Annotated in this window: 7 protein-coding genes and 4 pseudogenes; 2 read left to right on the top strand and 9 right to left on the bottom strand. The window is 72.4% G+C overall.

Annotated elements, in window-relative coordinates; genetic code table 11:
- The first annotated feature begins 25 nt into the window (after positions 1-25).
- A pseudogene (locus ACFP2V_RS07575) lies at positions 26-1205 on the top strand (serine hydrolase domain-containing protein).
- 129 nt (positions 1206-1334) lie between these two features.
- Here ACFP2V_RS07575 and ACFP2V_RS07570 read toward each other — a convergent pair.
- From ACFP2V_RS07570 to ACFP2V_RS07550, 5 genes and pseudogenes are all read right to left on the bottom strand, one after another.
- Entirely contained in the window at positions 1335-1619 is a 285-nt protein-coding gene (locus ACFP2V_RS07570; RefSeq protein WP_381207292.1) for a DUF1876 domain-containing protein, read from the bottom strand.
- Between the two features lie 202 nt (positions 1620-1821).
- Positions 1822-2192, bottom strand: a pseudogene (locus tag ACFP2V_RS07565) (EamA family transporter); the annotation flags it as partial.
- Between the two features lie 209 nt (positions 2193-2401).
- A pseudogene (locus ACFP2V_RS07560) lies at positions 2402-2530 on the bottom strand (EamA family transporter); the annotation flags it as partial.
- A gap of 280 nt (positions 2531-2810) precedes the next feature.
- Positions 2811-5057, bottom strand: coding sequence for an MMPL family transporter (locus tag ACFP2V_RS07555; protein WP_381207289.1), 2247 nt, complete (start codon positions 5055-5057; stop codon positions 2811-2813).
- Between the two features lie 165 nt (positions 5058-5222).
- Positions 5223-5819, bottom strand: a complete 597-nt coding sequence (locus ACFP2V_RS07550; RefSeq protein WP_381207569.1) for a TetR/AcrR family transcriptional regulator — start codon at positions 5817-5819, stop codon at positions 5223-5225.
- Positions 5820-6079: 260 nt separating this feature from the next.
- Between ACFP2V_RS07550 and ACFP2V_RS07545 the strand changes: the two genes are divergently transcribed.
- Positions 6080-9529, top strand: a complete 3450-nt coding sequence (locus tag ACFP2V_RS07545; protein WP_381207286.1) for a S41 family peptidase — start codon at positions 6080-6082, stop codon at positions 9527-9529.
- A 58-nt stretch (positions 9530-9587) separates the two neighbouring features.
- Here ACFP2V_RS07545 and ACFP2V_RS07540 read toward each other — a convergent pair whose 3' ends face one another.
- The 4 genes and pseudogenes from ACFP2V_RS07540 to ACFP2V_RS07525 form a co-directional block, all read right to left on the bottom strand.
- Positions 9588-9776, bottom strand: a complete 189-nt coding sequence (locus ACFP2V_RS07540; protein ID WP_381207283.1) for a hypothetical protein — start codon at positions 9774-9776, stop codon at positions 9588-9590.
- Positions 9777-9961: 185 nt separating this feature from the next.
- A pseudogene (locus ACFP2V_RS07535) lies at positions 9962-10846 on the bottom strand (SDR family oxidoreductase); the annotation flags it as partial.
- Positions 10843-11796: an alpha/beta fold hydrolase gene (locus tag ACFP2V_RS07530; RefSeq protein ID WP_381207280.1), complete on the bottom strand. Its 954-nt coding sequence runs from the start codon at positions 11794-11796 to the stop codon at positions 10843-10845. The gene ACFP2V_RS07530 and the pseudogene ACFP2V_RS07535, both read right to left, overlap by 4 nt.
- A complete protein-coding gene (locus tag ACFP2V_RS07525; protein ID WP_381207277.1) occupies positions 11793-13442 on the bottom strand; it encodes a flavin-containing monooxygenase in 1650 nt (549 codons plus the stop codon). The genes ACFP2V_RS07530 and ACFP2V_RS07525 overlap by 4 nt, the downstream gene beginning before the upstream one ends.
- Positions 13443-13562: the final 120 nt, after the last annotated feature.

Below are 13562 nucleotides of genomic sequence, written 5' to 3'. Positions count from 1 at the left end.
GTGGAAGGGACCGACGGACGTGGGCGTGGATGTGCACGGCACAGTGGCCGAGGGCTTCGAACCGGTCCGGGAAGCGTTCGTCCGGAACTTCGAGACGCTCGGGGACCGGGGCGCGGCCGTCACCGTGTACCGGGACGGGCAGCGGGTCGTCGACCTGTGGGCCGGCACGAAGGACGTCGACGGCGGTGCCGACGGCGCCGGCGCCGAGCCGTGGCAGCGGGGCACGGCGCAGGTCGTCCGCTCCGCGACCAAGGGCGTCGCCGCCGCCGTGCCCCTGCTGCTGCACCAGTACGGAGAGCTGGACCTGGACGCGCCCGTCGGCCACTACTGGCCCGAGTTCAAGGCCCGGGGCAAGGAACGGGTGCTGGTCCGGCACCTACTGAACCACCGGGCCGGGCTTCCTCTCCTCGACCGCCCGCTGACCCCGCGGGAGGTGCTCGACCCGCTGCGGGGCGCCGAGGCCGTCGCCGCCCAGGCACCCGTGTGGGAGCCGGGCACGGACCACGGCTACCACGCCCTCACCTACGGCTGGCTGCTGGACGAGCTGGTACGACGGGTGTCGGGCCGGGGCGCCGGCGAGTGGATCGCGGAGCGGATCGCCGCTCCCCTCGGGCTGGACTTCTGGCTGGGCCTGCCGGACGCGGAGGCCGGCCGGGTGGGCAGGGTCGGCCCGGTCGAGGGGCCCGAGCCGTCCGGCGCGCTGCGCGCCCGCCCCAAGCGCTCGGTCACCGAGGCCTACGACGACCCCGCCTCCGTCACCCGCCGGACCTTCGCCGCGATCGACCCGTTCCCGGACCACAACGACCCGGAGTTCCGCGCGGTGCCCCACCCCGCGGCCAACGGCATCGCGACGGCGGACGGACTGGCCCGCTTCTACGCCTCGCTCATCGGGCGGGTCGACGGCGTACGCCTCTTCGACCCGGCCACCGTCGAACGCGGCCCGCGCCGAGGAGTCGGCGGGCCCGGACCGCGTCCTGATCGTCGGCACCCGCTTCGGCCTCGGCTACATGCTGCACGGCAGCGCGTCGCCCTTCCTGGCCCCGGGCTCCTTCGGCCACCCCGGCCGCGGCGGCTCCCTCGGCTTCGCCGACCCGGAGGCGGGCATCGCCTTCGGCTACGTCACCAACGGCTTCCGCACGAGCGTGACGTCGGACCCCCGGGCCCAGGCCCTGGTACGGGCGGTGCGCTCGGTCGTCCTCGGCTAGCTCGTAAATCGCCGCCCGTACGGGACCGCGCGTACCTCGTCCCACTCACGCGGCCATCACCCGTGCGAAGTCGCTCACGCGCCGTCGCGCGTACCGGGTCGCTCATGTCTCGTCGCCGGTTCGGGACGCTCACACATGGATCGGGTGCGAGGTCCGGCCCGAGCTCGCGTCGATCTCGTCGTGCGCCTTGGTCAGCAGCTGCATCGCCAGCTCGTTGAGCGCCCTGGCACCGGCGACCTCCTCCCCGACCCTGGGCTGGTTCTCGTCGACCCGGTGCCGGCTCGCGTGCCCGTGGCCCCGCACCTCGGTCCCGTCGGGCAGGCGCACCAGCGCCGCCGCCCGCGTGTGCTGGCCGTCCTCCATGAACTCCATCTCGACGTGCCACCCCACGGTGGTGCGCATGGTGTGCGTCATGACAGTCACCTCCGGAAAGTCCTGATTCCAGGGTGCTCCTCCCTCTGCCCGACCGCACCCGGCCGTTGCCCGCCGCATCCCGCGCGCCGCGGCGTGGCCTCTCCCTGGAAACCGTGAGCACTTCTCCGGAAAGTGCTCACGGCCCGCTCGTTTGAGGCCACTCCGGACAACATGACCGCCCATGCTCACGCCGCCGCCCCTGTCCCGAGCGCAGCATCAACCCGCTCCCGACGACCAGCAGCCCGGCCCCCGCGAGACGCGGAACACCGAACCGCTCCCGGAAGAACAGCGCCCCGATGCCGGCTCCCGCGATGACCGAGGACTCCCGCAGGGCGGCGAACGGGGCGAGGGCGGCGCGGGTCTGGACCAGCAGGACGAGGGCGTACGCGGCGACGGAAAGGGCGGCGCCGAGGAGTCCGGGGCGGCGTGCTGGCGCAGCAGCGCGGCCGTTTCGCCTCGCCGGTTCCGAAGCGCGTACGCCGGGATCACCGTGCCCTGGACGGCCGTCAACCAGGCGACGCAGCCGGGGGAGGAGCCAAAGGCGCGCACGCCGAGGGCGTCGACGACCGTGTGTCTCCGCCGGGAAGTTCCGGCCCCGCCGAAACGGTGAGAAGTGGCTCTGCCGGGTGTGCGAGCGGCGGGCCGGTGGGTGGTCCGCGCACCAGCGCGGCCGGCGAGAAGGGGCCGTCGGGGGTCCGGGTGACCGGTCGTCCGACCGTTCGCGGGGTGGGGCCGCTTCTGCCCGTTCCCCGGGGTCGGCGAACCCCGTTCAAGACAACCGTGTACGCGGCGATGGCCGGCCCGGTCGCCGGCACCGCCCCGGTCGCCGCCCGGTCGGGCCGGTGCCCGTGCGGCCCCCACAGGGCGACACCGGTCAGTCCCGCGCACGACAGGGCGCTCCCGGCGGCGGCCTCCGTGGCGGTGCGGGCCCCGTCGGGGAAGCGTCGGACCTGACCGATGACCGACCGATGACGTCCGCGAGCCCCCTCTCCCGCAGGACGTCGGCGAAGCGGGGAGGCGCTGTGGAGCCGTCGGAGTCTGGGGTCGCTGTCGTCATGCGGGGCGCGGTGACGGCCTGGATGCGGGGCGGGCGGCCCCATCGGCCCGGCCGGTGGGCACACGGGGAAGCCGGTGAGGGCTCCCCGTCCCCACGGGGCCCTCACCGGCTGGTTCTGCGGTGTGGTGCGGCTGTCAGACGCGGACCAGGTCCCGGTCGTCGTCCGGGCTGCCGCCCTTCTTCCCGGCGTCGGCGTCGGTGCGCAGACCCTCGCCCTCGACGTCCACGTTGGGCAGGGCGCGGTCCAGCCACTTCGGGAGCCACCAGGCCTTGTTGCCCAGCAGGGCCAGTACCGCCGGCACGATCGCCATGCGGACGACGAACGCGTCGAAGAAGACGGCGATGGCGAGGCCGAAGCCGATCATCTTGACCATCGACTCGCTGGAACCGATGAAGCCGGCGAAGACCGCCATCATGATCACCGCAGCCGCGCTCACCACACGGGCGCTGTGCTGGAAGCCGGTCACCACGGCCTGGCCCGGCTTCTCGCCGTGGACGTAGGCCTCCCGCATCCGGGTCACGAGGAACACCTCGTAGTCCATGGCCAGTCCGAAGACCACGCCGACCATGAAGATCGGCATCATCGACATGACCGGGCCGGTCTCCTCCACGCCCGTCAGGCCGGACAGCCAGCCCCACTGGAAGACCGCGACCACGGCGCCCAGCGCGGCCATCACCGAGAGGAGGAATCCGAGGGCCGCCTTGAGCGGGACCAGGATCGACCGGAAGACCACGATCAGCAGCAGGAACGCCAGCCCGACGACCAGGGTCAGGTACGGGAGGAGCGCGTCGTTGAGCTTCTGCGACACGTCGATGTTCATCGCCGTGGCACCGGTGACCAGGACCTCCGCTCCGGTGTCGGCCTTGATGTCCGCCCCGGCGTCCCGGATGTCGTGGACCAGGTCCTCGGTCGCCACGGACGAGGGCTTGGATTCCGGGACGACGGTGATCGTCGCCGTGTCACCGGCCTTGTTGGGTGCCGCGGGGCTCACCGAGACGACGTCGTCGAGCGCCTTGATGTCGTCGCCGGTCTGCCGGAAGACGGCGTCCGGGTCGTCGCTGTCCTTGGCGTCGACCACGACGACGAGCGGGCCGTTGAATCCGGGGCCGAAGCCTTCGGAGAGCAGGTCGTAGGCGCGGCGCTGGGTGGTGGACGTCGGCTGCGAGCCGTCGTCGGGCAGGCCCAGTTCCAGGGAGGACGCCGGTATGGCCGCCGCGCCGAGGCCGACGACGCCGAGCAGGAGGACGGCCACGGGGCGCCGCACGACGAAGCTCGCCCAGCGGGTGCCCATGTTCGGGCGTTGCGCGTTCTCCTTCGCCGTCCCGTCCCCCTTCTCCTCGTCCTTGCGCCCGCGCGGCTTGCCCTTCTCGCCGACCGCGCGGACCCTGCGGCCCGCGTACCCGAGCAGCGCCGGGACCATGGTGAGGGCGATCAGGACGGCGATGGCGACCGTGCCGGCGGCGGCGATGCCCATCTTGGTGAGCATCGGGATGTTGACGACCGACAGGCCGACGAGAGCGATGACGACCGTGAGGCCGGCGAAGACGACGGCGGAGCCCGCGGTGCCGACGGCGCGCCCCGCCGCGTCCTCGCGTTCCCGGCCCTCGGCCAGTTCGGCGCGGTAGCGGGAGACGATGAACAGTGCGTAGTCGATGCCGACGGCGAGGCCGATCATCGTGGCCAGGATGGACGTGGTGGAGCCGAGTTCGAGCGTCGAGGCCAGCGCGGTGATGCTCGCGACGCCGATGCCGACCCCGATGAGTGCGGTGAGCAGGGGCAGACCGGCCGCGACCAGCGAGCCGAAGGTGATGACCAGGACGACCGCGGCTACACCGATACCGATGATCTCGGTGGCACCGGTCTCCGGGACGGCCTGGAGCGCGTCACCGCCGATCTCCACGGTCAGGCCGGCGTCGCGGGCCCCCTCGGCGGCGGCCTCGAGGGAGTCGCGCGAGGAGTCCTCCAGCTCCATGCCGGAGACCTGGTAGCTCACCGAGGCGTAGGCGACGGTGCCGTCCTTGCTGACGCCTCCGCCCTGGTACGGGTCGGTGACGCGGGCGACCTCGGAGCCGTCGGAGAGTTCCTCGACGGTGTCCTGGACGATCGCCCTGTTGCCGGCGTCGGTCATCTTCTCGCCGGCGGGCGCCTTGAAGACGACGCGTGCGGTCGCTCCGTCGGCACGGGCGCCGGGGAAACGTTCTTCCAGCACGTCGAAGGCTTTCTGGGCCTCGGTGCCGGGGATGGAGAACGAGGTGTTGCCGGCGGCGGGTGCGCCGGCCGCGCCGACGCCCGCGAGCGCCAGCAGCGCCACCCAGAACAGGGCTACGAAGTGCCGTCGCCTGAAGGCGAAACGGCCGAGTCGGTAGAGCAAAGTGGCCACGAGGGAGTACTCCCGGTCAGGTCGTGGATTCTTCAGGGCAGGGGAGGTCAGCCCGACGACGTGAGCGGTGGCGTCCGTCAGGTGGGGTGGTGGGAAGGGTGGTGCCGAGGTGGGGGGTGGGACAGGTGGTGCGGGTGGTGATCGCCGACCGCCGGGTTGCGCCGGTCAGCGAGGGGACACGCCGAGGGCGGGGAGCACCACGGCGTCGATGTACGAGGTGAGGAACTCCCGCGTGGGCGGCTGGTCGTCGATCAGCGCCCGTGTGGCGAACGCACCGACGAGCATGTGCACCATGTAGTCCAACGCCGGGTTGTCCGCCGGGACCTCGCCGCGCTCGACCGCGCGCCGGACGATCCCCTGGAACTCCGCGACCTCGGGCTCCACGAGCAGGGCCTTGAACGCCCGCCGCAGGTCGTCGTTCGTGTGCACTGCCATGGCGAGCGCCCGCATCAGGGCGGCGTTCTGCTCCATGGCACAGTCGTCCTGGCCGATGAGGCTGTGCAGGTCGCCCTGGAGGGAACCGGTGTCGATGTCACTGATGACACCGGGCTTCTGAGCCCGCATGGCTCTCACCACCAGCTCGGCCTTGCCGCCCCACTGGCGGTAGAGGGTGGCCTTGCTGGACCGGGTGCGGGCGGCCACGGCGTCCATGGTGAGGGCGTCGTACCCGACCTCGCGGAGCAGGTCGAGCACGGCCGCGTACAGCTCGGCCTCGCGCTCGGGGGTGATCCGGCTGCGCCGCACGGTCGCGACCTCGGTCATCCCGCTCACCTCCCGCTCCTTCGTGTCCCCGTCAGGGGTATCGCCGCGTCACACGACACGCGTCCGTACACATGGTGCCGTACGTCTGCCGTCGCGTACGCGGTTTCGTACGCGACCTCGTGCGCGGATTCGTACATGACGAATGTACCCGAGACTCTATGAGAACGAAACCGTTTCGTACGTGCACTGGGTCACGTCCGAGGATTCGTCGCGGCTTCGCACGAGTTGCTGCGGTCCGCCCCCCGGAAAAGCATGGAATGGTGAGCTATCTACGCCTGCCCCACCTCAACGGTGACCTGCTGTGCTTCGTGGCCGAGGACGACCTCTGGCTCGCCCCGCTCGACGTCCCGGGCGGCCGGGCCTGGCGGCTCACCGTCGACCGCGCCAAACTCGGCCACCCCCGCTTCTCCCCCGACGGCCGCCACATCGCGTACACGAGCTGGCGCAGCCTCGCCCCCGAGGTCCACCTGGTCCCGGTGGACGGCGGCCCCGGACGCCGGCTCACCTACTGGGGCACCGCCGACACCCGGGTCTGCGGCTGGGCCCCCTCGAACGGGGACGTGGACGCCGAGATCCTCGCCGTCGCCTCGCACGGCGAGCCGTTCTCGTACTTCACCTGGGCCTACAAGCTCTCCCCCGACGGCAGTCCGGGCCGCAAACTGCCCTGGGGCCCGGTGACCGACCTCCAGGTCGCCGACGTCGGCGGGGAACGGCAGACCCTGCTGCTCACCGGCACCCCGCCGCACGAACCGGCCTCCTGGAAGCGCTACCGGGGCGGGGCGACGGGCAGGCTGTGGCTGCACGGACGGCGGCTGCTCGGCGGAACGGCGGACGGAACGGCGAACGGAACGGAAGAGGCCGTCGAGGGGGCCGGCGGGACCGGTGGCATCGACGGGCATCTGCACTCCCCGATGTTCGTCGGCGGCCGGGTCGCCTTCCTCTCCGACCACGAGGGCGTCGGCAACCTGTACTCCGTGGCGTACGACGGCTCCGACCTGCGCCGTCACACCGATCACGACGCGTTCTACGCCCGCCACGCGTCCAGCGACGGCACCCGGGTCGTCTACCAGTGCGCCGGTGACCTGTGGATCGTCGACGACCTGTCCCCGGGCTCCGTGCCGCGCCGGCTCGACGTCAGGCTGAGCGGGCCGCGTGCGGGGCGGCGACGCTACCAGGTGCCCGCCGCCCACCACCTGAACGGCATCTCCGTGGACGAGACGGGCCGGGCCAGCGCCGTCGTCGTACGCGGCAGCCTGTACTGGCTCACCCACCGCGACGGCCCCGCCCGCACCCTCACGGACACCCCGGGCGTACGGGTACGGCTGCCGGAGATGCTCGGCGCGGGCGGCCAAGTGGCGTACGTGACGGACGCCGACGACGAGGACGCCATCGAGATCGCCTCCCTGCCCCGGGCGAGCGGTCAGCGCCCCGCACGGCGGCTGGCCTCGGGGAGGCTGGGCCGGGTACTGGAGATGGTCGCCGACCCGGACGGCGGGCGGCTGGCCGTCGCCTCCCACGACGGGCGCCTGCTCCTCGTCGACACCGGCGAGGGGATCGAGGCGGAGATCGAGGCGGAGGCCGAGACCGAGGCGGAGGCCGAGACCGGGAACTCCGAGGGCGGGAACTCCGAGGGCGGTGACGGCGGTGGCTCCGGCGAAGGTTCCGACGGCGGGGCGGCCCCCGACAACCAGGTCACCGAGCTGATCCGGTCCATCAACGGCCCTGTGCGCGACCTCGCGTTCTCGCCCGACGGCGGATGGCTCACCTGGTCGCATCCCGGCATCGGGCGGTCGCTGCGGCAGATCAAACTGGCCCGGATGAAGGACCGGCTGGTCATCGACGTCACCAACGGCCGCTTCGAGGACGAGAATCCGGTCTTCACCCGGGACGGCCGCTACCTGGCCTTCCTGTCCTGGCGCGGCTTCGACCCGGTGTACGACGTGCACACCGGCGACCTGTCCTTCCCGCTGGGGTGCCGCCCGTACCTGGTGCCGCTGTCCTCGGCGACCCCCTCCCCCTTCGCTCTCAGCCCCGAGGGCCGGCCGGCCGCCGGGGGCCTCGACCCGGTGGAGGCCGACGACACCGAGGACATCGGCGACAGCGGCGCGGTGGCCGTCGAGACCGAGGGCCTGGAGAACAGGGTCACCCCCTTCCCGGTCGCCGCCTCCAAGTACTCGGCGCTGCACCCGGTCGCGGGCGGCGGGCTGGTCTGGCTGCGCTGGCCGATCTCGGGCGCGCTCGGCGAGACCTTCGCCAACCCGGACGACACCAGCGGCCGGCCGACGCTGGAGCACTTCAACATCAGCAGGGCGAAGAAGTCCGAACTCGTCGAGCACCTCGACTTCTTCGCGGTCAGCGGCGACGGCACCCGGCTGGTCGTCGCGGACGAGGGCGAGCCGCGCGCGGTGCCCGCGACCGAGCCGGGCGACAGCGACTCCACCGTGTGGATCGACGTCCGCCGCATCCTGCACGAGGCCGACCCGGGAGCCGAGTGGCGGCAGGCGTACGAGGAGGCCGGGCGGCTGATCCGGTCCTACTTCTGGGACCCCGGTATGTGCGGCATCGACTGGGACGCGGTGCTCGCCCAGTACCGCCCGCTGGTCGAACGGGTCGCCTCCCCCGACGAGTTCGCGGACCTTCTGCGCGAACTCCTCGGCGAGCTCGGTACCTCCCACGCCTACGTCACCGCCGCCCGCCGCAACGAGGGCCCGCCGCACTACCAGCGCCGCCAAGGCTTCCTCGGCGCCAACCTCGTGCCGCGCGAGCATGGTTGGACGATCCGGCGGATCCTGCCCGGCGACTCCTCGGACTCAAGGGCCCGTTCCCCGCTGGCCGGCACCGGCATCCGCGAGGGCGCCGTCCTCACCCATGTCGACGGCCGCCCGGTGGACCCGCTCACCGGGCCCTACCCGCTGCTCGCGGGGGCGGGCGGTACGACGGTGGAACTGACGTTCACCCCGGCCGAGGGCGCGGGCCCGCCCCGCAGGGTCGCCGTGGTCCCGCTGATCGACGAGCGCCCGCTGCGCTACCAGGACTGGGTGGCCAAACGGCGTCTCGTGGTGCGGGAGTTGAGCGGCGGCCGGTGCGGCTATCTGCACATCCCCGACATGGGCGGCTCGGGCTGGGCCCAGTTCAACCGCGACCTGCGCATGGAGGTGTCCCGCCCGGCCCTGCTCGTGGACGTGCGGGGCAACGCCGGCGGCCACATCAGCGAACTCGTCGTGGAGACACTGACCCGCACCATCCTCGGCTGGGACCTCACCCGCGACGCCCAGCCCGTGTCGTACGCGGCCAACGCCCCGCGCGGGCCGGTGGTGGCCCTCGCGGACGAGGCGACCAGCTCCGACGGCGACATGATCACGGCCGCGTTCAAGCTGCTGAGGCTGGGGCCGGTGGTCGGGCAGCGCACCTGGGGCGGGGTGGTCGGCATGACCGGCCGGCACCAGCTGGTGGACGGCACGGTGATCACGGTGCCGATGAACGCGGCCTGGTTCGACGCGTACGGCTGGTCGGTGGAGAACAAGGGCGTCACCCCCGACCTGGAGGCACTGCGCACCCCGCTGGACTGGGCGGAGGGCCGGCACGCCGTACTGGACGACGCGGTCCGACTGGCCCTGCAACTCCTGGAGTCCGAGCCCCCGGCCACTCCCCCGACCTACAGCGACGTCCCCGACCGCTCCCGCCCGAAGCTGCCGCCGAGGGCGACATGAGAGGGGACGCCTCCCATGGAGGCGCCCCCTTCCCGCTTCAGTACGTCACGACGTCACGTCAGGCGTCGTAGTCCTGGTGACGGCGCTCCTCGGACTCCTGCTGCCGCCGGCGCTGCTGCGGGTTGCCCGAGTCCTCCTCACGGCCGCGGCCGCGCTTTTGGGACTGCTCCCCTGCCTCGCCCATCTTCTTCTTGGCCTGCTCCTTCATCTGCTCGGCCTTGTCCTGGAACTGGTCCTTCATACCCATGTGGGTTCACTCCCGTTGGGGTGTGGGGGCTGTTGCTCGACCAGATTCACACGGGCGGTCACCCTGCGCATGTCGATCACTCACGCAGCGTGTTCGGGGATCGTTCCCGCAGGTCCCGGCGTTGTTCCCGGCGTTGCTCCCGCTCCCGGCGCTGTTCCCGCACGGTCCGGCGCCGTTCCGAGCCCGGTCCGGTGCTGTTCGTCGGCGTTGCCGCCGGCTCCGACCAGCCCCGTCCGCATGCCGGCGAACCGGTCCGCGAACCGCCGCACCTCCCACTGTCCGGCGGTGCCGATCACGCCGGGCAGGTAACCGCGTACGCCCTGCATCCCCCGCAGCCACCACTGCCCGTACACATGGCTGGAGCGCCGCTCGATCCCGGCCACCATCCGGTCCACCGCGGGGCCCAGCGGGTACGTCTTGTTCGTCGGCCACGGCAGCCGCTGCCTGAGCTCCCGCATCACCGCGTCCTGGTCGGCCCCGCGCACCATGTCCGTGTCGGTCCACGACAGATAGCCGACGCCGACCCGCACACCCAGGTGTCCGACCTCGGCCCGCAGACTGTGCGCGTACGCCTCCACACCGGACTTGGACGCGCAGTACGCGGTCATCATCGGGGCCGGGGTGATCGCGGCGAGCGAGGCGATCTGGAGCAGGTAGCCGCGGCTCTCGGTCAGCAGCGGCAGGAACGCGCGGGCGGTGACCGCCGATCCGATCAGGTTGACCTCGATGACGCGCCGCCAGGACTCCGGGTCGGAGTCGGCGAACGGACCGCCGTTCGCCACACCGGCGTTGGCGATCACGGTGTCGACCCGCCCGAACCGCTCCTTCACCTCCGCCGCGACCAGGGTCATCGCCTCGTGGTCGGTGACGTCGGCGTGCCAGTGGTCGCTGTCGCAGTACAACCGCGCCGACACCTGCTTGAGCGCGTCCGGTTCCAGCCCGACCAGTGCCACCTTCACCCCGCGCGCGGAGAGCTTGCGGGCGAGCAACTCCCCCACCCCGCGGGCCGCTCCGGTGACGACGGCGACCTGTCCTTCGAGACGGCCCCTGCTCGTGCGCTGTCCACTCATGCGCGCTCCTCGGCGGGTGTGACGGGTACCGCGGGTGCGGCAGGTGCCGCGGGTATGTGGGCGGCGACGAGTTCCCGGATCCGCCCGGTGACCGGTCCGGGCGCCTCCACGGGCGTCATGTGGCCGATGCCGGGCAGTTCCGTGAGCCCGAGACAGTGCGGCAGTCGGGAGGCGATCGTCCGCGCGTGCACCGGCGGGGTGAGCCGGTCCGCGGTACCGACGACGACGGCCGTCGGTACCCGCAACTCCCCCACCCTGTGGTCGAGATCGAGCAGACCGAGCACGTGCGACCAGGACCGGCGGACCGTGCGCGGGCAGGCGTGCACGATACGGGCGCACGCCTCGACCATGTGCGGCGCCGAACCGGGGCCCATCGTGGCGTACTTGAGGATGCGGCTGCCGAGTGGCGTGACGGGTCCGAGCGGGGCTCGGGAGCCGAGGACACGCCGGACCAGCCAGGTCCGTACTCGCCCCGGCGGGATCGGGAGCACCGTCGACTCGTCGACCAGCCGCGAACTGCCGGTGCTGCACAGCAGTACGGCCCCCGCGTGCTCGACGAAGGCGGGTCGGCCGGACGCGGCCATCACCGTCATGCCGCCCATGGAGTGCCCGGCGATCACGGCCTGTTCGCCGGGGGCGAGCGTGGCGGTCAGGACGGCTTCCAGGTCGTCGGCGAGCGCGTCGGTACTGCAGCTCCCGCTCGCGGGGGTGCGTCCGTGGCCGCGTTGGTCGTAGGCGATCACCCGGTGGTCGGCGGCGAGTTCGCGGATCTGGGCCGCCCAGAAGGCGGTCGAGCAGGTCCAGCCGTGGGCGAGGACGACCGCGGGCGCCCCGTCGGGCCCGTGCAGCTCGACATGCAGCCGGGTGCCGTCGGCGGAGACGGCGGTGAGTTCGCGGGCGGGGACGGGCGGGGCATAGGGCCCGGCGGAGACATGCCCCGGCCGGCTCACGCGGAGACCTCCGTGGTGCCCTGGGCGGCGGCGCCCTGAGTGGCGGTGTCCCGGACAGTGGCGCCCCGGACAGTGGCGCCCGGGGCAGTGGTGTCCTGGGCGGTGTTCCTGGTGTCGGCGGTGTTCCTGGTGTCGGCGGTGTTCCTGGTGCCGGCGGTCTTCTTGCCGGAGGGCGCCCGCAGGATGGCGTACTCGGCGAGGTCCACGCGCCGGGTGGCCCGCCGGAACTCGCCGGTCGTGCCCGGCCAGACGGTGGTGTTGCGGCCGCCTGCGTCCAGGTACCAGCTGGTGCAGCCGCCGGTGTTCCACACCGTGCGCTTCATCCGCTCCTGCACCCGGTGGTTCCAGACGCGGACGGCGCTCCTGCGGGCGTCGAGGGCGACCCGGCCGCCGAGGACGTCGAGTTGGCGGAGGTAGTCGGCCAGGTAGTTCAGCTGGGACTCGATCATGAGGATCATGGAGGAGTTCCCGAGGCCGGTGTTGGGCCCGATGAGCGTCATGAAGTTGGGGAACCCGGCGGCCGAGGCACCGCGCAGCGCCTCCATGCCGCCCGTCCAGGTCTCGGCGAGGGTCTTTCCCTCCACGCCGACGACCCGCTCGGCGATGGGCATGTCGGTCACGTGGAACCCGGTCCCGAACACGATGACGTCGACCTCGGCCTCGGTCCCGTCGGCCGCCACGACCGTCGACCCCCGGACCTCGCTCAGTCCACCGTCGACGACCTCGACGTTGGGCTGCGCGAGCGCCGGATAGTACGTGCTGGACAGCAGGATGCGTTTGCAGCCGATGCGGTAGTCGGGGGTGAGCCGGGCGCGCAGGGCGGGGTCCTTGATGGCGCGGGCCATGTTGCGCTTGGCCAACCGCTCCACGAAGCCCAGCTCGCCCGGGTGCTTGGTGAACGCCTGGACCTGCAGTTCCCGTACGCCCCACAGCAGTCCGCGGCGCAGCCGGGTGGTGAAGGGCAGCGCCCGGTGCACGGCCCGCTCGGCGCCGCCGATGGCCCGGTCGAGGCGGGGCAGGACCCAGGGCGGGGTGCGCTGGAAGAGGGTCAGCCGGGAGACGAGCGGCTGGACGGACGGCACGATCTGGATGGCCGACGCGCCCGTGCCGACCATGGCGACCCGCTTGCCGCGCAGGTCGTGGTCGTGGTCCCAGCGGGCGGAGTGGAAGACCTTGCCGGGGAAGGTGTCGAGCCCCGGGATGTCCGGGGTCTTCGGATCGGACAGCGGGCCGGTGGCGGAGACGACCACATCCGCGCTGAAACTGCCGCTGCTGGTCTCGATGTCCCAGCGCAGCCGCTCCGGGTCCCACAGCATCCGCTTCACCTCCGAGTCGAAGCGGATGTGCGGGCGCAGCCCGAAGACGTCGGTGACGTGCTCGAGGTAGGCGCGGATGTGCTCCTGCCCGGAGAAGGAACGCGGCCACTCGGGGTGGGGCGCGAAGGAGAACGAGTACAGATGGGACGGCACGTCGCACGCGCACCCCGGATAACTGTTGTCCCGCCAGGTCCCGCCGACGCTGCCGGCCCGCTCCAGGACGACGAAGTCGGTGATCCCCTCGCGCCTCAGCCGTACGGCGGCCCCCAGTCCGCCGAACCCGGCCCCCACCACCGCGACCCGTATGTGCTCGTGTTCGTGCTCGGCCATCCCGAAGCCTCCAGCCCTTGCCGCCGCCGAGAACCTCGCCAGTGACCACTGGCGCAATGGGGAGAGTAGGACAGTCACCTACTGATGGGTAGGGGGTACGCAAGGAAAGTTACCGCCGGT

The sequence above is a fragment of the Streptomyces incanus genome (assembly GCF_042656345.1).
GTDB classification, from domain to species: Bacteria; Actinomycetota; Actinomycetes; order Streptomycetales; family Streptomycetaceae; genus Streptomyces; species Streptomyces incanus.
The sequence above is the reverse complement of the archived record's forward strand: the minus strand, read 5'-3'. Positions and strand labels throughout refer to the sequence as shown.

Coding starts and splice junctions, on each gene's coding strand:
- ACFP2V_RS07570 (WP_381207292.1), bottom strand. CDS start 1,619: ATGACGCACACCATGCGCACCACCGTGGGGTGGCACGTCGAGATGGAG.
- ACFP2V_RS07550 (WP_381207569.1), bottom strand. CDS start 5,819: ATGACCGAGGTCGCGACCGTGCGGCGCAGCCGGATCACCCCCGAGCGC.
- ACFP2V_RS07540 (WP_381207283.1), bottom strand. CDS start 9,776: ATGGGTATGAAGGACCAGTTCCAGGACAAGGCCGAGCAGATGAAGGAG.
- ACFP2V_RS07525 (WP_381207277.1), bottom strand. CDS start 13,442: ATGGCCGAGCACGAACACGAGCACATACGGGTCGCGGTGGTGGGGGCC.